At 69.5% G+C, this 20,120-nt stretch carries 17 protein-coding genes; 8 read left to right on the top strand and 9 right to left on the bottom strand.

The genetic code is table 11. The features are described from left to right. Nucleotides 1–170: 170 nt before the first annotated feature. From argG to leuA, 3 genes are all read right to left on the bottom strand, one after another. Nucleotides 171–1,595 carry an argininosuccinate synthase gene (gene argG, locus Q0066_RS01955; protein ID WP_298129527.1) on the bottom strand — a complete coding sequence of 475 codons (1,425 nt, stop codon included), beginning with the start codon at nt 1,593–1,595 and terminating at the stop codon, nt 171–173. A 10-nt stretch (nt 1,596–1,605) separates the two neighbouring features. Beyond that, nucleotides 1,606–2,277: a TetR/AcrR family transcriptional regulator gene (locus Q0066_RS01950; protein WP_298129525.1), complete on the bottom strand. Its 672-nt coding sequence runs from the start codon at nt 2,275–2,277 to the stop codon at nt 1,606–1,608. 241 nt (nt 2,278–2,518) lie between these two features. Beyond that, a complete protein-coding gene (leuA, locus tag Q0066_RS01945) occupies nt 2,519–4,279 on the bottom strand; it encodes a 2-isopropylmalate synthase (protein ID WP_298129523.1) in 1,761 nt (586 codons plus the stop codon). A 202-nt stretch (nt 4,280–4,481) separates the two neighbouring features. Here leuA and Q0066_RS01940 point away from each other — a divergent pair, with 202 nt between their 5' ends. After that, entirely contained in the window at nt 4,482–5,669 is a 1,188-nt protein-coding gene (locus Q0066_RS01940) for a winged helix DNA-binding domain-containing protein (RefSeq protein ID WP_298129521.1), read from the top strand. 131 nt (nt 5,670–5,800) lie between these two features. Here Q0066_RS01940 and Q0066_RS01935 read toward each other — a convergent pair whose 3' ends face one another. Further along, nucleotides 5,801–7,159, bottom strand: a complete 1,359-nt coding sequence (locus Q0066_RS01935; RefSeq protein WP_298129519.1) for an FUSC family protein — start codon at nt 7,157–7,159, stop codon at nt 5,801–5,803. A 177-nt stretch (nt 7,160–7,336) separates the two neighbouring features. Here Q0066_RS01935 and Q0066_RS01930 point away from each other — a divergent pair, with 177 nt between their 5' ends. The 5 genes from Q0066_RS01930 (at nt 7,337) to Q0066_RS01910 (ending at nt 12,241) form a co-directional block, all read left to right on the top strand. Then, nucleotides 7,337–8,611, top strand: a complete 1,275-nt coding sequence (locus tag Q0066_RS01930; RefSeq protein WP_298129517.1) for a trypsin-like peptidase domain-containing protein — start codon at nt 7,337–7,339, stop codon at nt 8,609–8,611. Nucleotides 8,612–8,843: 232 nt separating this feature from the next. Beyond that, complete coding sequence (gene uraD, locus Q0066_RS01925) at nt 8,844–9,350, top strand: 2-oxo-4-hydroxy-4-carboxy-5-ureidoimidazoline decarboxylase (RefSeq protein WP_298129515.1); 507 nt, start codon at nt 8,844–8,846, stop codon at nt 9,348–9,350. Next, the gene (gene uraH / locus Q0066_RS01920; RefSeq protein WP_298129513.1) at nt 9,347–9,673 is read left to right on the top strand and encodes a hydroxyisourate hydrolase; all 327 of its coding nucleotides are present in this window, start codon (nt 9,347–9,349) and stop codon (nt 9,671–9,673) included. Before uraD ends, uraH begins: the two co-directional genes overlap by 4 nt. A gap of 5 nt (nt 9,674–9,678) precedes the next feature. Next, nucleotides 9,679–10,593 (top strand): factor-independent urate hydroxylase, encoded by a 915-nt coding sequence (gene pucL, locus Q0066_RS01915; protein ID WP_298129511.1) that lies wholly within the window; start codon nt 9,679–9,681, stop codon nt 10,591–10,593. Nucleotides 10,594–10,711: 118 nt separating this feature from the next. After that, the gene (locus tag Q0066_RS01910; RefSeq protein WP_298129509.1) at nt 10,712–12,241 is read left to right on the top strand and encodes a nucleobase:cation symporter-2 family protein; all 1,530 of its coding nucleotides are present in this window, start codon (nt 10,712–10,714) and stop codon (nt 12,239–12,241) included. 205 nt (nt 12,242–12,446) lie between these two features. Here Q0066_RS01910 and Q0066_RS01905 read toward each other — a convergent pair whose 3' ends face one another. The 5 genes from Q0066_RS01905 to Q0066_RS01885 form a co-directional block, all read right to left on the bottom strand. Continuing rightward, entirely contained in the window at nt 12,447–13,139 is a 693-nt protein-coding gene (locus tag Q0066_RS01905) for a GntR family transcriptional regulator (protein WP_298129507.1), read from the bottom strand. 1 nt (nt 13,140) lies between these two features. After that, nucleotides 13,141–14,529: an allantoinase AllB gene (gene allB, locus Q0066_RS01900; protein ID WP_298129505.1), complete on the bottom strand. Its 1,389-nt coding sequence runs from the start codon at nt 14,527–14,529 to the stop codon at nt 13,141–13,143. After that, nucleotides 14,522–15,808 (bottom strand): allantoate amidohydrolase, encoded by a 1,287-nt coding sequence (locus Q0066_RS01895; RefSeq protein ID WP_298129502.1) that lies wholly within the window; start codon nt 15,806–15,808, stop codon nt 14,522–14,524. Before Q0066_RS01895 ends, allB begins: the two co-directional genes overlap by 8 nt. Before the next feature lie 212 nt (nt 15,809–16,020). Then, nucleotides 16,021–17,238 carry an alanine--glyoxylate aminotransferase family protein gene (locus tag Q0066_RS01890; protein WP_298129500.1) on the bottom strand — a complete coding sequence of 406 codons (1,218 nt, stop codon included), beginning with the start codon at nt 17,236–17,238 and terminating at the stop codon, nt 16,021–16,023. Continuing rightward, nucleotides 17,235–17,930: a DUF1275 family protein gene (locus tag Q0066_RS01885; protein ID WP_298129499.1), complete on the bottom strand. Its 696-nt coding sequence runs from the start codon at nt 17,928–17,930 to the stop codon at nt 17,235–17,237. Before Q0066_RS01885 ends, Q0066_RS01890 begins: the two co-directional genes overlap by 4 nt. Before the next feature lie 206 nt (nt 17,931–18,136). Between Q0066_RS01885 and Q0066_RS01880 the strand changes: the two genes are divergently transcribed. Then, nucleotides 18,137–18,853: an FCD domain-containing protein gene (locus tag Q0066_RS01880; protein WP_298129497.1), complete on the top strand. Its 717-nt coding sequence runs from the start codon at nt 18,137–18,139 to the stop codon at nt 18,851–18,853. After that, nucleotides 18,850–19,953: an acetamidase/formamidase family protein gene (locus tag Q0066_RS01875; protein WP_298129495.1), complete on the top strand. Its 1,104-nt coding sequence runs from the start codon at nt 18,850–18,852 to the stop codon at nt 19,951–19,953. Before Q0066_RS01880 ends, Q0066_RS01875 begins: the two co-directional genes overlap by 4 nt. The last annotated feature ends 167 nt before the right edge of the window (nt 19,954–20,120 follow it).

The raw sequence follows: 20,120 nt of genomic DNA, 5'->3' as shown, positions 1-20,120 counted from the left end.
CCCACAAGCCTCCTCACCCCTCCAGTCCGCACGAAAAGGCCCTCCCTAACTAGTTCTGCCCTCCCGCATGCGGGAGGGCAGAACTAGTTAGGGAGGGCTTTAGGGGCGAGCGCCGACGGAGGATGGACGGGCGTGCCAGCACGGTCGCCGGAGCCACCGGGCGGACGACGTCAGTCGGCGCCGAACTCCATACCGGCGCTATCGGTGGCCTGCTCGACCTCGGCATCCAGGACGGTCGCCTCGATCTCGGTGATGCCGCGGGCGGCACCCTCCTCGAGCTCGCCGACCAGGGACGACACCGCGCCGCCGACCAGGCCGAGGTGGGCGTACTGCTCCAGCCGGGTGCGCGAGTCGGCGATGTCGAGGTTGCGCATGGTGAGCTGGCCGATCCGGTCCGTCGGGCCGAAGGCGGCGTCACCGACCCGCTCCATGGACAGCTTCTCCGGGTGGTACGACAGCGAGGGGCCGGACGTGTCCAGCAGCGAGTAGTCGTCACCACGGCGCAGCCGTACGGTGACCGAGCCGGTGACCGCAGAGCCCACCCAGCGCTGCAGCGATTCGCGCAGCATCAGCGACTGCGGGTCGAGCCAGCGGCCCTCATACATCAGCCGGCCGAGCTTGCGGCCCTCGGCGTGGTAGTTGGCCAGGGTGTCCTCGTTGTGGATGGCGTTCAGCAGCCGCTCGTAGGCGATGTGCAGCAGCGCCATGCCGGGCGCCTCGTAGATGCCGCGGCTCTTGGCCTCGATGATCCGGTTCTCGATCTGGTCGGACATGCCGAGCCCGTGCCGTCCGCCGATCGCGTTGGCCTCACGGACCAGCGCGACCGCGTCGGGGAAGGTCACGCCGTTGATCGAGACCGGACGGCCCTGCTCGAAGGCGATGGTGACGTCCTCGGTGGCGATCTCCACGGCGGGGTCCCAGAACCGCACGCCCATGATCGGCTCGACGATCTCGATGCTGGCGTCCAGCGACTCGAGATCCTTCGCCTCGTGGGTGGCGCCCCAGATGTTGGCGTCGGTGGAGTACGCCTTCTCTTTCGAGTCGCGGTAGGGCAGGCCGCGCTCATGCAGCCACTGGCTCATCTCGGTCCGGCCGCCGAGCTCGCTGACGAAAGCATGGTCGAGCCACGGCTTGTAGATCCGCAGTCGCGGGTTGGCCAGCAGCCCGTAGCGGTAGAACCGCTCGATGTCGTTGCCCTTGTAGGTGGAGCCGTCGCCCCAGATCCAGACGTCGTCGGAGCGCATCGCCCGGACCAGCATGGTGCCGGTGACGGCGCGTCCGATCGGGGTGGTGTTGAAGTAGGTGCGGCCTGCGCTGCGAATGTGGAAGGCGCCACAGACCAGCGCCACCAGGCCCTCTTCGACCATCGCAGCGGTGCAATCGACCATCCGGTAGACCTCGGCGCCGTACTCGGCGGCACGCCCCGGGACCGACTCGATGTCAGGCTCGTCGTACTGCCCCAGATTCGCCGTGTAGGTGCAGGGGATCGACCCCTTCTCGCGCATCCACGCGACGGCCACCGAGGTGTCCAGACCACCGGAGAAGGCGAGACCGACGCGCTCGCCGAGGGGAAGTTCCGTCAAGACCTTGGGCATGCACCCGATCCTAGGGGCGTCCGGCTTGGGCCGATGACGCAGTCTCACCGGCCTGAAGCCGCTCAGCCAACCGCCAGGACTCACGCCCGCACTCGGTGAGCATCCGATCGCCGATCGACTCCATCGCCAGCCGCATCGACCCCTCCAACTCCGGCATCGGAATCATCGGGAAGGACACCGCGAGCGAGGCGAAACCGTGCACCGTGCCCCACAGAGACAGGGTCAGCAGCTGGACATTCTGGGGCTTGATCAGACCATCGGCCACCGCGGATTCGATATTCGCGGCGAGCGCCCGCAGGCTCGGATCGTCGCTCAGACTTGTCTCGGTGACGATGGCGGTACGCCTCGTCCCCATGAACAAGATTCGATACAACGCCGGATGCGCGCCCGCCCAATGCAGCAATGCGTAGCCGCGTCGGACGAGTTGCACCACCGAGCCGCCGGGCAACTCGGCTACGTCAGCCTCGATGTGATCGGCCAGCTTTTGGAATTCCGCCTCGCAGGCCTGCCGCAGCAGGTCAGTCTTTGTCGGAAAGTAGTAGTAGAGAGCTGGTGGGGTACAACCCACTCGCTCGACGACCGAATCAATCGACACAGAGTCGACGTCACCGGTGCCGATCAACAGCTCGATAACGGTTTCCAGGATGTCCTGTCGCAGTTGCCCGCGTGGACGACGCGCCACTTCGTCCCCTTATGTCCACGTCGACATGCCCGACCGGGGGGTGACCGGGGGTGCCAACCGGAATAGACCTATCAAAAAGTGCGGGTCCGCTTCAACTCGACGGCGATTCGCCGTGTCTTGCTGGCTGGTATGGGCACCGGTTCCCTGCTGTTCTCCCGGAACCGCGCATGCCAAAGGGGACGGTCCTCCGGTCACTCATGAGTGACCGGGGAACCGTCCCCGTTGTGCTGGTCGCGTGTTGCTAGTCGCGGGTGCGTGCCGCCCGGTTGATGGCGCCGATCACGGCCTTCTGCGCCGCGGTGGTGATCGACTCGTGCATGCCGACGCCCCAGATCACCCGGGTGTCGTCGCCGTGCCCGATCTCGGTCTCGACGTAGGCGACCGCGACCGCGTCCGTGCCGGACGACAGTGCATGCGAGGTGTAGTCCAGCACCCGCACCTCGTAGCCCAGAATGCTGACCGCATCGGCGAAGGCGTCCAACGCACCGTTACCCTCACCGATCAGCGTCTTCTCAACGCCCTTCACCCGCACGTTCGCGGTCACCGTGTAGCGGCCGCCGTTGCTGATGTCGGGAACGCTGATCAGCTCGAGCGGCTCGGTGTCCCCCAGGTATTCGGCGGTGAAGTAATTCCACAGCTGATCCGGGGTCACCTCGCCACCCTCGGCGTCCATGTGCTGCTGGACGACCCGGCTGAACTCCATCTGCAACCGCCGTGGCAGCTCCATATGGTGCTCGGACTTCATGATGTAGGCCATTCCGCCCTTGCCGGACTGGCTGTTCACCCTGATCACGGCCTCGTAGCTGCGTCCCACATCGTGCGGATCGACCGGCAGGTACGGCGCCTCCCACGGGATCTCGTGAACCCCGATGCCCTCGGCGGCGGCCTGTTTGGCCAACGCCTCCAACCCCTTCTTGATGGCGTCCTGGTGGGACCCCGAGAAGGCGGTGTAGACCAGGTCCCCCGCGTATGGGTGGCGCGGATGGACCGGCAGGTTGGTGCAGTACTCCACCGTGCGACGGATCTCGTCGATGTCGGAGAAGTCGATCTGCGGGTCGATGCCCTGGCTGAACAGGTTCATGCCCAGGGTCACCAGGCACACATTTCCCGTTCGTTCGCCATGACCGAACAGGCAGCCTTCGACGCGATCGGCGCCGGCCATGATTGCCAATTCGGTGGCCGCGACCGCGGTGCCGCGGTCGTTGTGCGGGTGCAGCGAGATCGCCACATGCTCGCGGTTGCGGACGTGTCGTCCGAAATACTCGATCTGGTCGGCATAGGTGTTCGGCGTGGAGCGCTCCACCGTGGCCGGCAGGTTCAGGATGATCTCGCGGCCTTCGGACGGCTGCCAGACGTCCATGACCGCGTTACACACCTCCACCGCATAATCGGTCGGAGTCTGGGTGAAGATCTCCGGTGAGTACTGATAGCCGAATTCGACATCGCCCAGATTCTGCTCGGCGTATTTCATCACCAGCTCGGTACCCCGGGTCGCCAGTGCGATGCACTGCGCCTCGTCGATGCCGAATACCACCCTCCGGAACAGTTCCGCGGTCGCGTTGTACAGGTGGATGGTCGCCCGCTGCGCCCCGATCAGGGACTGGGCGGTGCGTTCGATCAGATCCTCACGGGCTTGGGTGAGGACGCTGATGGTGACGTCGTCGGGAATATGACCGCCGACGATCAGATCCCGGACGAAGTCGAAATCGGTCTGCGAAGCCGAGGGGAAACCCACCTCGATCTCCTTGTAACCCATCTTCACCAGCAGGTCGAACATCTTCTTCTTGCGGGAAGGGGTCATCGGGTCGATCAGCGCCTGGTTGCCGTCGCGCAGATCGGTGGAGAGCCAGCGCGGCGCGTGGGTGATCTTCTTCGCCGGCCAGGTGCGATCGGGCAGATCGACCGGCACGAACGGGGTGTAGCGCTGAAACGGCATCGGCGACGGCTGCTGCACCGGCGTGGGTTGGACGCGCGTCCCGAATTGATTGACGGTGGTGGTCATTGAGGATCCTCGGCGGTTCGATGGGATTCAGGCACGTGCGAACTCTCCGCAACGAGGAAGCCTGAAATCAGATCGAGGCCTCGTTGCGGCAGCCAAGGATGAGGCTGAACCGTGACACGTTGCACACCATACTCACAAAACGCCCGATCGGTCGAGCGGGATCGCCGGTCGACTTGTCGGTGGCGTCGGGCAGGATGCCGTCATGCGGTTTCCGGACTCCGCTCGACGGGCACGGTTGGCCCGCCGGCACGCCCTGCACCCCGAGCACCGGTTGGACGACCCGGTCGCTGTCGGACGGGCGCTGGTCGCCTTCCACGCCACGGACGCCTCGACCGTGCACCTGGCCGCGGCGGCCCGGCTGCGAGATCCCACCGTGTCGGCGGTCGAGCAGGCGCTGTACGACGACCGGGCCCTGGTCAAGCAGTTGGCGATGCGGCGGACGTTGTTCGCGTTCCCGGTCGAGGCGCTGCCCGCGGTCTGGGGCAGCGCCTCGGAACGGGTCGCCGTCCAGCAACGCAATCAGCTGACCCGCGACCTGGAGCGGGACGGGGTGGCCGACGACGGCGCCCGGTGGATCAACAGGGCCCGGGCGGCGGTGCTGGAGCGGCTGGCCGACGGCTCGGAGCTGTCGGCCCGGCAGCTCCGTGAAGAGCTGCCGGAGTTGCACGGTCGGACGAAGGGGGTGCCGGGCTCGCGCTGGTCCGTCGCCGACCTGCCGTTCGCACCCCGGCTGCTGACCCTGCTGGGCGCGGAGCATCTCATCGTCCGGGCGCACAGCGAGGGCCACTGGCGGACGTCGCGTCCGCTGTGGACGCTGACCGGGACCTGGCTGGGCGACGTGCCCGAGCCACTGCCGGTTGCGGAGGGCTACGCCAGCTTGGTGCGGTCCTGGCTGGCGGCGTTCGGTCCGGGCACCGAGGCCGACCTGGCGTGGTGGCTCGGTGCCACCAAGGCGTCGGTGCGGGCAGCGCTCGCGGAGGTTGACGCGGTGCCGGTGGTGCTCGACTCGGGTGCCACCGGGTTCGTGCTGCCCGGCGACGACTCGCTCGACGACGAGCCGTCCGCGCACTGGGCCGCGCTGTTGCCGACCCTCGACCCGACGACGATGGGCTGGCGCGAGCGGGCCTTCTATGTGGCGCCGGAACTCGTCCCGCACCTGTTCGACAGCAACGGCAACGGCGGCACCACCGCCTGGATCGACGGCCGGATCGTCGGCTGCTGGGTGCAGGACGACGAGGGTCGCGTCCGGGTGATTCCCTGCACGCCGCTCTCCCCCGCGCACACCGAACTGCTCGAGGCGGAGGCTCAGCGGCTCACCGCCTTCCTGGACGGCGTGGTGATCAGCAACGTCTACAAGTCGCGGATGATGAAGGGCGAGCCGCTGCCGTGAGGCGGAACACCCGTTGATCGAGCTTGTCCGTCCGAGAGCCGTTGGTCGAGCTTGTCGAGACCCGTCCGAGGGGTTTCGACAAGCTCAACCAGCGGTGGGCTGGTTCGACAAAGCTCAACTAGCGGTGGGCCTTACTCCTTGAAGTCCGCGGCACCCCACACGGCCGAACCCTCGTCGCCGGTCACCACGGCTTCGGGGCCACCGATGTCGCCGGCCGCGTCGGGCAGGTAGACCCGCGCCTGGACACGAGACAGCCCGGTGAGCTGCAGCAGGTCGATGGCGACCGAGCGCATCACCGACAGCAGCACGTTGCGCCGCCAGTCGGTGATGTTGGCCGCGCCCGGGGCGCACTTAGCGGCCAACTCGACGGCCAGCGTGCGTGCCCGCTTGGGAGTGTTCCAGTGCCGCACCGACCCCGACATGGAGTGCAGCGCGGCAGCGGTGTCGTCCATCAGGCCCGCGATGATCGGCAGCGGTCCACGCTCGTCGACGACTCCGCGGCTCTGCCGCAACAGCATCTCGGTGGTGTGTGCCGCGCGGGTGCTGAGCTCCAGCTGCCGGCTCAGCTCGTCGACCTGCCTCCGGTACCGGCGCAGCGTGGGACTGAGCCTGATGATGTCCGCGGACGATTGCAGGACCGTCTTCGTGTCGTCCACGATGCCCTGGATGCCTCGCAGCTGCGCGTGCGCGTCACGGAGCCGCTCCCGGTTCCCCTCACGGAGCCCCTCGGCCAGCATGCTGTACGCGGTCGCCAGTTCGGCGAGCAGGTTCGCCACATACCGCCGCGGCCGATAGACGATGTCGCCGGGGAAGAGCACGGTGAACAGCAGCGCCACGCCGGCGCCGATCACGGCGTCCAGGAAGCGCGACGGACCGGCACCGGTCGCCGGACTGACGATCGTGCCCATGCCGACCACCACCATGGCGTTCACCCCGGCCTGAATGGTGAACAGGTCGCCGCGGTCGAGCACCCGGGCGATCAGCGCCGCGATCGGCAGCCCGAGGGCCAGTTGCCAGCCGCCCGGGCCGAAGCCGGCCAGGATCAACTCGCCGATGACAACGCCGAGCGCCACTCCGGCACCGATCTCGAGCACCTTCCGCGGGACGCGGTTGTAGGTGAACCCGAGACAGATCCAGGAGGCGATGGGCGCGAAGAACGGCGTCGGGTGACCGAGCAATTCGTGGGCGATGGCGTAGGCCATCCAGGCGGCGACGCCGGCGGTCAGGATCGGCACCAGCGAGCCGCGCATCCGGCGGGCGCCCTGTCGCAGTCCGAGTCCTGCCAGCACCAGCCGCCGCCGGAAATCGAGCCGGTTCCAGGCGTCCTCGGCCAGGTGACTGACGTTAGCGGCCAAGTGGGTGACGTTCTCCGCCGCCAGGTGCGTGACACTCCCGGCGAGGTGGGTGACGTTCGCCGCCAGGTCCGAGATCCGGCGCCGCTGATCGTCGTCAGGCTCGGCGTCCGTCTCGTCGGGGTGGGGGTCTGTCACTCGCCTCAGCCTACTGCCCGAGGCCCCCCGATGATCAGGTCCGTCGGACGCCGGCAGGAGCACGGACGGTTGTTGGCGGCGTCCGGACGTGGCCCCCGGATCGAAAGATTGCGAGCCATACGCCGTCCATGGCAAGCACACAGGAAGCACACAGGATCGCGAGCCAGCCTCAGTGGCATGAGCAGTTGGCAGACCCCGCAGGCACCACGTCCGGACGACCGGGCATGGTCCCCGACACCCACCACGACCAGCGGACCGACGCCCGCCGGCCCCACGCCCGGCGGACACGTCCCGGGCAACGTCTTCGGTGCTCCCCCGGCCGCGGCGCCAGTGCCTGCGGCTCGTGCGCCGCGGCGCTCGCGAGCCGCGATGTTCTTCGCATCGACCGCTCTCGCCGCAGTTGTCGGCGCCGGTGCAGGCGTCGGCGGGTATGCGCTGCTGGGGCCCTCCGGGTTGGTCGCCTCGGCACCGATCAGTGCGGTCCCCGTCGCGCAACCGGCGACCTTGGACGGCACGGTGACCGCGGCAGCGGCGAAGATCTCGCCGTCGGTGGTGACGATCACGGTGCGCTCCGCCGGCGGCACCAGCATCGGCAGCGGAGTGGTGTTGGACACCGACGGTCACATCCTGACCAACGATCACGTGGTGTCCAGCGGCACCGCGTCCTCCAACCCCACCCGGGCGGGCGGCTCAGCCAGCAACATCACGGTCACCTTCGAGGACGGGTCGACCGCCCAAGCCAGCGTCGTCGGCACTTCGGCCAACAACGACCTGGCCGTGATCAAGGTCAGCGGGGCGAAAGCCAGCCTGCTCAAGCCCGCGACCTTCGCCAAGTCGTCCTCGGTGGTCGTCGGACAGTCGGTGGTGGCGGTCGGCGCCCCGCTCGGCCTCAGCGAGACGGTGACCAGCGGCATCGTGTCCGCGACGGCCCGGCCGGTGCGTTCGGGCACCAGTGGTGAAGCCGTCTATCAGGCGGTGCAGACCGACACTGCGATCAATCCGGGCAACTCCGGCGGGCCGTTGGTGAACCTCAACGGGCAGGTGATCGGCATCAACGCCGCCGGGGCCTCGCTCAGCGATTCGGGTGAGTCCGGCAGCATCGGCCTCGGCTTCGCCATCCCCTCCGACGTCGCGGTGCGGATCGCCAACGATCTGATCCAGAACGGTTCTGCCGCCGACGCAAGCCTCGGCGTCCGGTTGCAGGCAGGCGATTCGGCCACCGACACCACCTCGGACGGCGTGTCGCTGGCCGGCGTCACCGACGGCGGCCCGGCCCAGGCGGCGGGCCTGCAGGCAGGCGATGTGGTGACCCGTGTCGACGACGTCAACACCACCACCGCCGATGGGCTGATCGCGGCGATCCGGTTCCATGCGCCGGGCAGCACCGTCACCATCCACTACCTGCGCGACGGCCAGGAGCACACCGCTCAGGTCACCCTCGGTTCAAGCTGATCGCTCCCCGGTAGAACCCCCGCGCGTCTGAATCCTCCCCGGTCAACGAGGAGGATTCAGACCCGCAGGGGTTCTTGTCGTCCGAAGGATGCCCCTGCCACACTGCGGTGGCCGCCGGGGCGGATATTTTCCGACGTTACCCAGCCGTCATAACTGCGACATTTGGCGCGCAAAGAGCTCACTTAGCGTCATTCCCGAAACAAGTGGTCCGACCACGCGATTCGGGGAGCGCATGACAGTCGAAGAATTCAATCAGCTGGACGCCGCAGCAGCCGCGGCGATGCTGGCCGCCTGCGCAGACGTCGATTCCTGGGTCGGCGAACTGGTGAGCGGCCGCCCGTTCACCTCGCGGGACGCACTGCTCGATCGGGCCGCCGAGACCTCCCGAACCTGGACCGCCGCCGAGGTGGACGGCGCCCTGGCGCACCATCCGCGGATCGGCGAGCGGCCACGGGTGGAGGCCCTCGGCGCCACCAACGCCGCCCATTCGGCGGGCGAGCAGGCCGGCGTCGGCAATTCCAGCGCGGCCGTCCGGCAGGCGCTCGCCGAAGGGAACCTCGACTACGAGGAGCGCTTCGGCAGGGTCTTCCTGATCCGTGCTGCCGGCCGCACCGCCGAGGAGATGCTGGCCGCGCTGACCGAGCGGCTGGCCAACGACGACGCGACCGAGGCGGCCATGGTGGCCGGCCAGTTGCGCGAGATCGCACTGCTGCGTCTCGAGCGGGAGGTCGTCGGATGAGCTTCGTCACCACCCACGTCCTAGACGGTTCCCGTGGCGTTCCTGCCGCCGGGGTCGCCGTCCGGATGACCGACGCCGACTTCGTCGTGCTCGCCCAGGGCGTCACCGACGCCGACGGCAGGGTGCCCGCGTTCGGTCCCGACACGCTGCCCAGTGGCACCTATCACGTCACCTTCGACACCGGCGCCTACTTCGCCGACCTCGGCATCCCCACCTTTTATCCGTCGGTGACCATCACCGTCGCCATCGATTCCGGCGCGGCCCATTACCACGTGCCGCTGCTGCTTTCGCCTTTCGCCTATTCCACCTATCGAGGGAGTTGAAGTACATGTCCGTCACCGTCAGCCTCGGCGCCAACAAATACGGCAAGGCCGAGAACCGGGTGGTCAGGATCACCCGGGACACGGCCCGCCACGAGATCGAGGATCTCAACGTCAGCAGCCAATTGCGGGGTGCCCAGCTGCTCGACTCCTACCTGGTCGGCGACAACGGCCTGGTGGTCGCCACCGACACCCAGAAGAACACCGTCTTCGCGTTCGCCAAGGAGTACGGGATCGGCTCGCCCGAGGAGTTCCTGCTGAAGCTGGGCGACCACTTCGTCTCGTCCTTCGAGTGGATCGAGGGCGGCCTGTGGCAGGCCGAGCTGTACGAGTGGGAGCGCATCGGAGTCGACGGCGCAGAGCACGACCACTCCTTCGTCCGCAAGGGTCAGGCCACCCGGCTGGCCGCCGTGCAGAAGATCGACGGCAAGACCCATGTGCTGGCCGGCCTGAAGGACCTCACCGTGCTGAAGTCCACCGGCAGCGAGTTCCACGGCTTCCCGCGGGACAAGTACACCACCCTGGTCGAGACCAACGACCGGATCATGGCGACCTCCGTCACCGGACGCTGGCGCTACCTGCCCGAGGCAGTGGAGGCCGGCATCGACTACAACGCGGTCTACGCCGGCGTCAGCGAGGTGTTCCTGGCCACCTTCGCCACGGTGCACTCGCTGGCTCTGCAGCAGACCCTGTGGGAGATGGGCAAGGCCGCCATCGAAGCCTTCCCCGAGATCGCCGAGGTGAAGTTCGCGATGCCGAACAAGCATCACTTCGTCTACGACCTCAGCCCGTTCGGCCTGGAGAACCCCAACGAGGTGTTCTGGGCCGCCGACCGTCCCTACGGCCTGATCGAGGGAACCATCGTCCGCGACGGGGTCACCCCCGAGCCGGATGCCTGGATCGACGTCCCCACCTTCGTCTGACCGAGAACACGTGCACGACCGGGCGCATAGCCCGGTCCCACCCAGCCGGCAGACGCCGGGGCAGACCAGCCCCGCGTCCGCCGGACCCCCGGACTCCCACCCAGAGAGGCCACCGGCCATGATCGACACCCACGAACCCACAACAATCGAGTCAGAACTACCCGACCTGCCCGTCGGCAGTCGTCCCGAGGACGAGAAGCTCGGCGTCGGCCCCACCATCGGCTACGGCGTCCAGCACATCCTGGCCATGTTCGGCGGCGTGATCGCCGTGCCGCTGATCGTCGGTGGCGCCGCCGGCCTGGACACCGCCTCCAAGGCGCTGCTGGTCGCCTGCGGCCTGTTCGTCAGCGGCGTGTCCACGCTGCTGCAGACGCTCGGCGTGCGCGGCTTCGGCGCCCAGCTGCCACTCGTCCAGGGAACCTCCTTCGCGGCGGTGTCGACCATTCTGGCGATCATCGGCGACCGCGCCGGGGTCGGCCTGCAGTCCGCCTACGGCGCCGTCATCGTCGCGAGCGCGATCGGCTTGCTGATCACCCCGTTCTTCGCCCGGATCGTCCGATTCTTCCCCGCGGTGGTCACCGGATCGATCATCACCGTGATCGGCCTGTCGCTGATGCCGGTCGCGGCCGGCTGGATCACCGGCAACGCCACCATCACCGTCAACGGCGCCAGCGTGCCCAACCCGAACTTCGCCTCGCTGCCCAGCGTCGGCCTGGCGCTGTTGACCTTCGCCGTGGTGATCGTGCTCAGCAAGATCGAGATCCTCTCCCGGATGGCGGTGTTGCTCGGCCTGGCGATCGGCACCATCGTGGCGCTGTTCACCGGCCAGACCAGCCTGGCGCCGGTGTCCGCCGCCGCCCCGGTGGCGCTGCCGCAGCCGTTCGCCTTCGGCATGCCGATCTTCGAGGCCGGCGCCATCATCTCGATGCTGATCGTCATCCTGGTGATCATGGTCGAGACCACCGCCGACCTGCTCGCCGTCGGTGAGGTCGTCGGCAGCAGGGTCGACGCCCGGCGGGTGGGCGACGGCCTGCGCGCCGACATGGCCTCGTCGATGATCGCGCCGGTCTTCAACTCGTTCCCGGCGACCGCGTTCGCCCAGAACGTCGGCCTGGTGGCCCTTTCCGGAATCAAGAGCCGCTTCGCGGTCGCCGCCGGCGGTGGCCTGCTGGTCGTCCTCGGCCTGTCACCGATGGCCGCGGCCCTGTTCAGCATCATCCCGGGCCCGGTGCTGGGCGGCGCCGGCATCGTGCTCTTCGGCACCGTCGCGGCGTCCGGCGTCCGGACCCTGTCGAAGGTCGACTACCAGGGCAACAACAACCTGGTGATCGTGGCCGCGTCGGTCGCGTTCGGGCTGATCCCGGTGGTGTCGTCGAACTTCTGGCACAGCTTCCCGGACTGGTTCGTGACCATCTTCCACTCCGGCATCAGCGCCTCGGCGATCATGGCGGTGGCTCTCAACCTGTTCTTCAACGTGTTCCTGCCGGGCACCCCGGAGGAGCCGTCCGACCTGGCCGCGGCGCCGCCGCTTCAGGTGCAGGACACCGAGGCCCGCACGCTGGAGAGCGGCGGCAGCCTGGGTCCGGACTCCTACGAGCCGGACATCCACGTCGACGGCACCCGCGCCAAGGAACCCGCCGAACACTGATCCGCTCGCCGAACGGCGGGGCCGCCCTTCCGGGTGGCCCCGCCGATTCGCGTGTCCGGGGCACGTTGGGAAGTGCTGATCATTCCCGTCCTCCCGGGCTCCGACCCCCCGCTGGTTGAGCTTGTCGAAACCCCTTCAGCAACGCAGCCTCTTAGGTCTCGACAAGCTCGACCAACGGGTGAAGGCCAGTTCGCTCCGCGAAGGCTCAGGACGGCGTGTCGAAGCTGTCCAGCACCCAGTTCCGGACGCGGTGCAGGTGCTCGCCGGCCAGACTCACCACCCGCTCGGCGGCGCCCTCGCTGAACGCCTCCGCCAACGCCTCGTGGTCGGCGTGCAGCGACCGCACCCTGACCAGCCGCAGCCGCTGCATCGGGCGGGCGGTAGCCGAGGAGTTGGCGGCGTCACGGAGCAGCAGGCACAACCGCGGCATCCTGCAGGGCGCCGCGAGTGCTTCGTGGAAGGCTCGGCCCTCGGCGTCCCAACCGCCGACATCGCCGAACGCCAGAGCGTTCCGCTGCCGTTCCAGGATCTCCCGGACCAGCTGCCGCTCGGCCTCGCCGGCCCGCGGCACGGCGCTGGCCAGGGCGGCTTGTTCCAACGCCGAGCGGATGGTGTACAACTCGACGAACTCGTCCCGGGTCGGGGCGTGGACCAGGTAGCCGCCGCGGTGGTTGTGCCGGATCAGCCCCTCGCCGATCAGCGACTTCAGCGCCTCGCGCACCGGCGTCCGGCTCACCCCGAAGGCGGCCGCGATCTGGTCCAGCGGCACCACGGTGCCGGCCCGCACCCGCCCGGAGGCCAGCACTCGCCGCAACTCGGTGAGCACCGCCTCCTGGCTGGTGCCGGTGGGGCGTAGCTGGGCGACCAGTTCGACCGCCGCACGGCCCCGTCCGGGCACGTCAGCCGTCCCGCCGCAGCAGCCGGCCGGCGGGCTCAGCCAGGTCGTGGCCGTCGAAGACCGTCTTCCCGGCCAGCACGGTGCGCCGCACGCTGCCGGACAGCACCCGGCCGGTGTAGGCGGTCATCTTGTTGCGATGGGCCAGCCGGCTGCCGTCGACGGCGACCTCGCGCCCCGGCTCGTACCAGATCAGATCGGCATCCGCGCCGGCCTCGAGGACTCCCTTGCCCGCCACTCCGGCGACCCGGGCCGGACCGGCGGACATCCATTCGCTGACCCGCGGCAGGCCGATGCCGTGCTCGGCCGCGGCGTCCACCATGGCCGGGAAGGTCACCTGCAGGCTGGACACGCCGCCCCAGGCCTGGGCGAGGTCGCCGCCGCCCTTGGTCTTCTCCTCGACGGTGGACGGCGAATGGTCCGACACCACGCAGTCCAGGACGCCGGCGACCAGCCCCTGCCACAGCTCGCGCTGGTTGCCGGGGTCGCGGATCGGTGGGCAGCATTTGAACTCGGCGGCACCGTCCGGGACGTTCTCGGAGTCGAAGATCAGGTAGTGGGGGCAGGTTTCGGCGGTCAGCGGCAGGCCCTCGGCCCGGGCCGCGGCGATCGGCTCCAGGGCTCGTGCGCTGGAAACGTGCAGGATGTGCGCGCGGGTGCCGTGGCGGCGCACCTGCTCGATCACCGTCTCGATGGCGCGCACCTCGGCCTCGGGCGGCCGCGAGTCGACGAAGTCGGTGTAGCGCCGGCTGGACCAGGCCGGAATGGCGCCCAGCACGTCCGGATCCTCGGCGTGCACGATCATCAGCCCGTCGAAGCTCGCCACCTCGGCCATCGCCCGGGCGAAGTCACCGCCGTCCAGCGGCGGGAACTCGGGGACACCGGAATCGACCAGGAAGCACTTGAAGCCGTAGACCCCCTGCTCCCACAGCTCTTCCAGGCTGCCCAGGTTGCTCGGTACGGCGCCGCCCCACAGGCCCACGTCGACGAAGATCTTGCCGGACGCCACCGCCCGCTTCACCGCCAGCGCGTCGCTGTCCACGGTCGGCGGGATCGAGTTCAGGGGCATGTCGACGATGGTGCCGATGCCGCCGTAGGCCGCCGCCTCGGTGGCGCTGGCGAAGCCCTCCCACTCGGTGCGGCCGGGCTCGTTGACGTGCACGTGGCAGTCGACGTTGGCGGGAAGCTGGATCACCTCGTCCGGAACGTTGATCACCAGCGACCCGGACGCCGAATGCCCGGCATCGCAGGAGGCGTCCAGGGCCAGCGCGACCCGCAGCTCCTCGCCGGTGCGGACCGCTGTGATCAGCCCGCTCTCGGTGTCCACCTCGACGTCGGCCGGCACCAGCGCGGAGCCGATCAAGGTCTGCCGGGAGCGGAAGATCTTACGCATGACGGCTCCGATCTGTGCTGAGCACGGTGCGGGTTGCGGTGGCGAACGCCTCCACGGCCAGGGCGACGTCCCAGACGGTGACCGCCTCTGCCGGGGCGTGTGAGATGCCGTCCTCACAACGGATGAAAAGCATGCCGACCTCGGTGACGTCGGCCATCACCATCGCGTCATGACCCGCCCTGCTGTACAGCCGGGGCACCGGTTCGGCGCTGCCCTCGGTGACGACCACGGCGTCCGCGACGGCCTCCATCAACCAGTCGGCGCAGACCACGGCATGCGCCCGGTGCTCCTCGGTCCAGTGGAAGTTGAGCTTCCGTTCGGCGCAGACCCGGCCGATGGTGTCGCGGATCTCGTCCCAGCCGGCATCGCGGGCGGCGTCGGTCTCGGCGCGCAGGTCCAGGCTGAATTCGACCCGGCCCGGGACGACGTTGACCGCACCCGGGTAGGCCTCGATCGCGCCCACAGTGCCGATGATGTCGCGGCGCCGAGCGATCGACTCGATCGCCAGCACGGCGAAACTGGCGCCGACCAGGGCGTCCCGGCGGCGGTCGTAAGGGGTGCCGCCGGCGTGCCGGGCCTCGCCGGTGATGGTCAGCGCGAGACGGCGGGCGCCGGCGATCGAGGTGACCACCCCCAGCGGACGGGCCTGGGCCTCCAGCAGCGGACCCTGCTCGATGTGTGCCTCCAGATAGGCGACCAGTTCGTCCGGACGGCGGGCTGCGGTGCGCGCCTTGGCCGGGTCGAGGCCGAAGTCCTTGAACGCCTGCCGCAGGCTGGTGCCGGTCTGGTCGGTCTGGTCGAGCCACTCGTCCTGCCACTCACCGGCGACCGGCTTGCTACCCAGCATGGTCTGCGGGAACCGGGTGCCCTCCTCGTCACTGAACGCCACCACTTCCAGGGCATGCGGCATGGACGGCATCTGATCGCGCAGCAGTTCGGCGACCTCGATGCCGAGCACCACGCCCAGCGGGCCGTCGTAGCGTCCGGCATCCGGCACGGTGTCGATGTGCGAGCCGAGCATCACCGCCGGCAATCCCGGCTCACGACCCTCCATCCGGCCGACCAGGTTGCCGGCGGCATCGATCCGGGTACGCAGGCCGGCCGCGGTCATCCAGCGTCCGACCAGGGCGTTCGCCCAGGCGTGCTGCGAGGTCAAGTGGAAGCGATGGATGCTGCCCTTGACCGCGGTCAGGGCCGCCAGCTCGTCGCAGCGGTCGTAGGCGCGCCGGCCGGCCGCCAGCATGGTGGGTACCTGCACCGTCCCATCCCCCTGCGTCATCCGGGCTTCATCCGTCATGCCGGCCCCTTCCGTCATGCCGGCCCCTTCCGTCATGCCGGCCCCTTCCGTCATGCCGGCCCCTTCCGTCATCCCGGCGGACGCCGGGATCTCCGCGGAAGCCGACAAACCGTAGATCCCGGGGCGAGCCCGGGATGACGAGACGGCCCAGGATGACGAGACGGCCCGGGATGACGAGGAAGGGGGTTCTGCCCTCATCGGGCGTACACCTCCTTGGCGGCGGCGACTCCGGCTCCGGGGGTGGGGTTGGTGCCGGAGGCCCGGAGAACCTGCTCCAACGCGGCCAAAGTCGTCAGCACGGTGTCGGTACGGGCGTTGTAGCCCATGGTGCCGATCCGCCAGACCAGGCCGTGCAGGGGGCCGAACGAGGTGCCGATCTCGATCGCGAAGTCGTTGAGCAAGCCGGCCCGTACCGCGTCGCCGTTGACGCCGTCCGGGATGTACACCGCGACCACGTTGTTCATCCGGTGCCGCTGGTCACCGAACAGTCGCAGACCCAGCGCCACCAGGCCGGCGGTCATCGCCCGGCCGTGCCGCGCGTGCCGGGCGACGGCGGCGTCCATGCCCTCATCGACCAGCAGCCGGGCGCATTCGCGGGCGCCGTAGAGCATCGAAGTCGCCTCGGTGTGGTGGTTCAGTCGCCGCGGGCCCCAGTAGTCCAGGACCATCCCGAGGTCGAAGTAGTTGGACGCGATCCGGGTGCCGAGCGCCTCGTCGTCGTCCTCGCGGATGCCGGCCTCGATGTGCCTGCGGCCGTGGATCACGTCGACCGCGGCGTCCGAGAGGCTGATCGGCGAACTGCCGGACGGCCCACCCAGGCATTTCTGCAGGCCGGCGGACGCGGCGTCCAGGCCCCAGGCGTCCATCTCGAACCGGTTGCCGCCGATCGAGGCGGTGATGTCGGAGTAGAACAGCACGCCGCGCTCGCGGCACAGCCGGCCCAGTTCGGCCAGCGGCTGGCACATGGTCGTGGAGGTGTCCCCCTGCACGATCGCGAGCACCTTGGGATGGACCCGGTCGAGTGCGGTCTCGATCTCGTCGGCGGTGAAGACGGTGCCCCACTCCCGTTCGATGGTGTGCACCTCGGCGCCGCAGCGTTCGCCGATCTCGGCCAGCAGTTGACCGAACCGCCCCGCGACCGGCACCAGCACACGGTCGCCCGGCTCGAGCAGCGAGACCAGGATCGCCTCGATGCCGGCTCGCGAGGTGCCGTCGACCAGCAAAGTGGCGTCGTTGCGGGTGCGGAACACCCGCCGGTACAACTCCTGGGTCTCAGCCATGTAGTCGGTCATCACCGGGTCGTACTGGCCGACCAGGCCGGCGGACATGGCGCGCAGCACCCGAGGGTCGGCGTTGATCGGGCCGGGGCCCATCAGCAGCCGGTGGGGCGGGTCGACGGGTTTGACGCTCATGCGGTCCTCACTGGTTCGGGTGGACGGACCCGGCCGCGGTGACCCGACCAGGTGACGGCGAGGGTGACCAGCGCGGCGAGTGCCGGCCCCGCCGCAAGATGGAGTTGGAGCAGCAGCGCGCCGACCAGCGCGCCCGCCATGATCAGGGCGACCGCGCTGCCACGACGCCGCCAATGTGAGCCGGCACCGCTGCCCAGGAACGAATCGGACGCCAGCGCGGTGATCGTCGAGGTGACCACCACCGTCGTCACATCCTTGACCGCAAGCTGCCGGGCGGCGGCCGCCTGGGCACCCATCGCGACACCGAGCAGCGTGGTGACCAGCAGCTTGCGCGGCTCATCCAGGCCGGGGACGGCGAGGATCACCGTGACCGCCACCAGGCACGCCCCGACCGTGGACAGGATTCCTGAGGTCGCCGCCGACCAGCCCACCGCGGCCCGTCGCAGCGCGCGTCCGCCCGCAGCGGCACCGGCGGCGAAGCCGAGCAGCGCGAGCACCGGACCGACCACGGGCAACCCGTCGGCGCCGGTCAGCGCCATCGCCAGGATCACCACGTTGCCGGTCATGTTGCCGGTGAACACCCGGTCGAGCCCGAGGTAGCCGACGGCGTCCACGATTCCGGTGGAGAACGTCAGCGCCAGCATCAGCGGCAGCGGCGACACCACGCGCTGCAGCGATCCGGTCACGGGCACAACGACCTCCTTGCGTCCGGACGGGGTCCGGCCTCGGGCGGTGGCGGCGCTGCAACCTGCGGATTGCGGCCTCCACTCGATGCGTCCGGCGGATCCGGTGCGGTAGAGTCGAGGCAACTTGGTCCGACCAACATACCAATGTGATTCCGGGACCGCCAACCGTCCCACCCCAGGACGACAAGCCCACGACCGACACAAGGACAGCCATGGTTCTCACCGCTCCGCGACCGCGCACCATCAGTGCCGAGGTGGCCGCGCGGCTCGAACGGCACATCGCCGACGACCTCTCCCCCGGCGACAAGCTGCCGCCCGAACGCGAGCTGTGCGCCACCCTCAACATCTCCCGGGCCACCCTGCGGGAGGCGCTGCGGGCCCTGGAGGACCGCCGCCTGATCGAGCGGCGGCCGGGACGTGGCACGGTGGTCTGCACTCCCCCCGAACCCCAGCTGGCGCTCAGCTTCGAGCCGTCCACCGACGAGGGCGCGAGGGAGTTCGCCCAAGCCGCGGAGTTGCGCCGGATCGTGGAGCCCCAGGTCGCCGAGCTGGCCGCGCTGCGCGCCACCGAACTCGACCTGGCCCAGCTCGACGAGATCCTGCGCGAGAGCCACGCCGGGTTGACCGCCGAAGAGTCGCTGCGGCTCGACGTCGAGTTCCACCGCCGGCTGGCCGTGGCCGCCGGCAACCCGCTGCTGGTGGGCGTCTGCGAGGCCATGAACGGCCTGGTGCACGACGTCCGGCTGCGATCGCACCTGGCCCGCGAAGGCCGGCGCAACTCGATCGAGGGACACCAGCGCCTGTATGCGGCGCTGGCCGCGCACGACCCGGCGGCCGCGCGTCGGGCCATGGACGACCATCTCGCCGACGTGGGCGAACTCATCGCCGGGCTGGACGAGATCCTGCGCTCCGAGCCGGAGCTGCGGTGACCACCGGCGCGGTGGACCTGCGCGGCGCGGTGCTGCAACGCGGCGAGGGCGAGCTGCCGGGCGACCATTACCTGGCCGCCCGTCCCGAGCAGCTGTTGTGGGGACGGCTGCCCTGCGCGTCCGATGCTCCCGTGCTGAGCGTGGCACCCGGCGAAACGGTGACCATCGACACGCTCTCCCACGAGGGGCTGCTGGAGGACCAGGGGCGCGACCCGATCGCCTTCTTCGGACGCCACGGCGTCCGGCCCGATCAGGTGCTCACCGAGGCCGTCGACCTGACCCGCTCCAGCCGTCCGCACGATCTGAGCGTGGACGGGCCGCACCTGGTCACCGGACCGATCGAGGTGCGTGGCGCTCAGGTCGGCGACCTGCTGGCGATCACGGTGCTGCGACTCGATCGACGGGTGCCGTACGGGGTGATCTCGAACCGGCACGGACGCGGTGCGCTGCCCGGCGAACTGCCCGCCGGACCGGGCACGGTCAGCGTCTTCACCCCTGTGGTCGAGACCGCCGCCGGCGACTTCGGTGAGTTGCCGTTGCGGACCGACGGGCCGGGCGCGGTCCGGTTTCCGCTGCGGCCCTTCCTCGGCGTGCTGGGGGTGGCGGTGGCCGGAGACCTCCGGCCGCATTCGGTGCCGCCGGGACCGCATGGCGGGAACATCGACATCAACCTGCTGGTCGAGGGCGCCACGCTGTATCTACCGGTGCAGGTGCCGGGCGCGCTGGCCTACGTCGGCGACCCGCACTTCGCCCAGGGCGACGGCGAGGTGGCGCTGACCGCGTTGGAGGCGTCGCTGCGGGCCACCGTCCGGCTTGACCTGGTGCCTGCCTCCGAGGCCCTGGAACGGTTCGGCGCGGTGGCGGGACCGCTCGCCGAGACGCGCGAGTACCTGATCCCCACCGGCCTGGACGCCGACCTGGATGTCGCCACCGCCAACTGCGTGCGGGCCGCGCTCGGCCTGCTGCAGGCCCGGTACGGCATGGAGCGCCATCTGGCCTACGCGTACCTGAGTGCCGCCACCGACTTCGACATCTCCCAGGTCGTCGACCTCGTCAAAGGCGTCCACGCCCGCATCCGGAAGGCGGATTTCGGTGACTGACCCCACCTCACCGCCGGTCGAGCCCACCTCACCGCCGGTCGAGCTTGTCGAGACCCCGGCGAGCGCATCCACCCCACCGCTGGTCGAGCTTGTCGAGACCTCGACGAGCGAGCCCACCCCACCGCTGGTCGAGCTTGTCGAGACCCTCCGCAGCACGATCGCCGACG

Source organism: Micropruina sp. (assembly GCF_027492755.1).
Lineage (GTDB): Bacteria > Actinomycetota > Actinomycetes > Propionibacteriales > Propionibacteriaceae > Micropruina.
The sequence above is the reverse complement of the archived record's forward strand: the minus strand, read 5'-3'. Positions and strand labels throughout refer to the sequence as shown.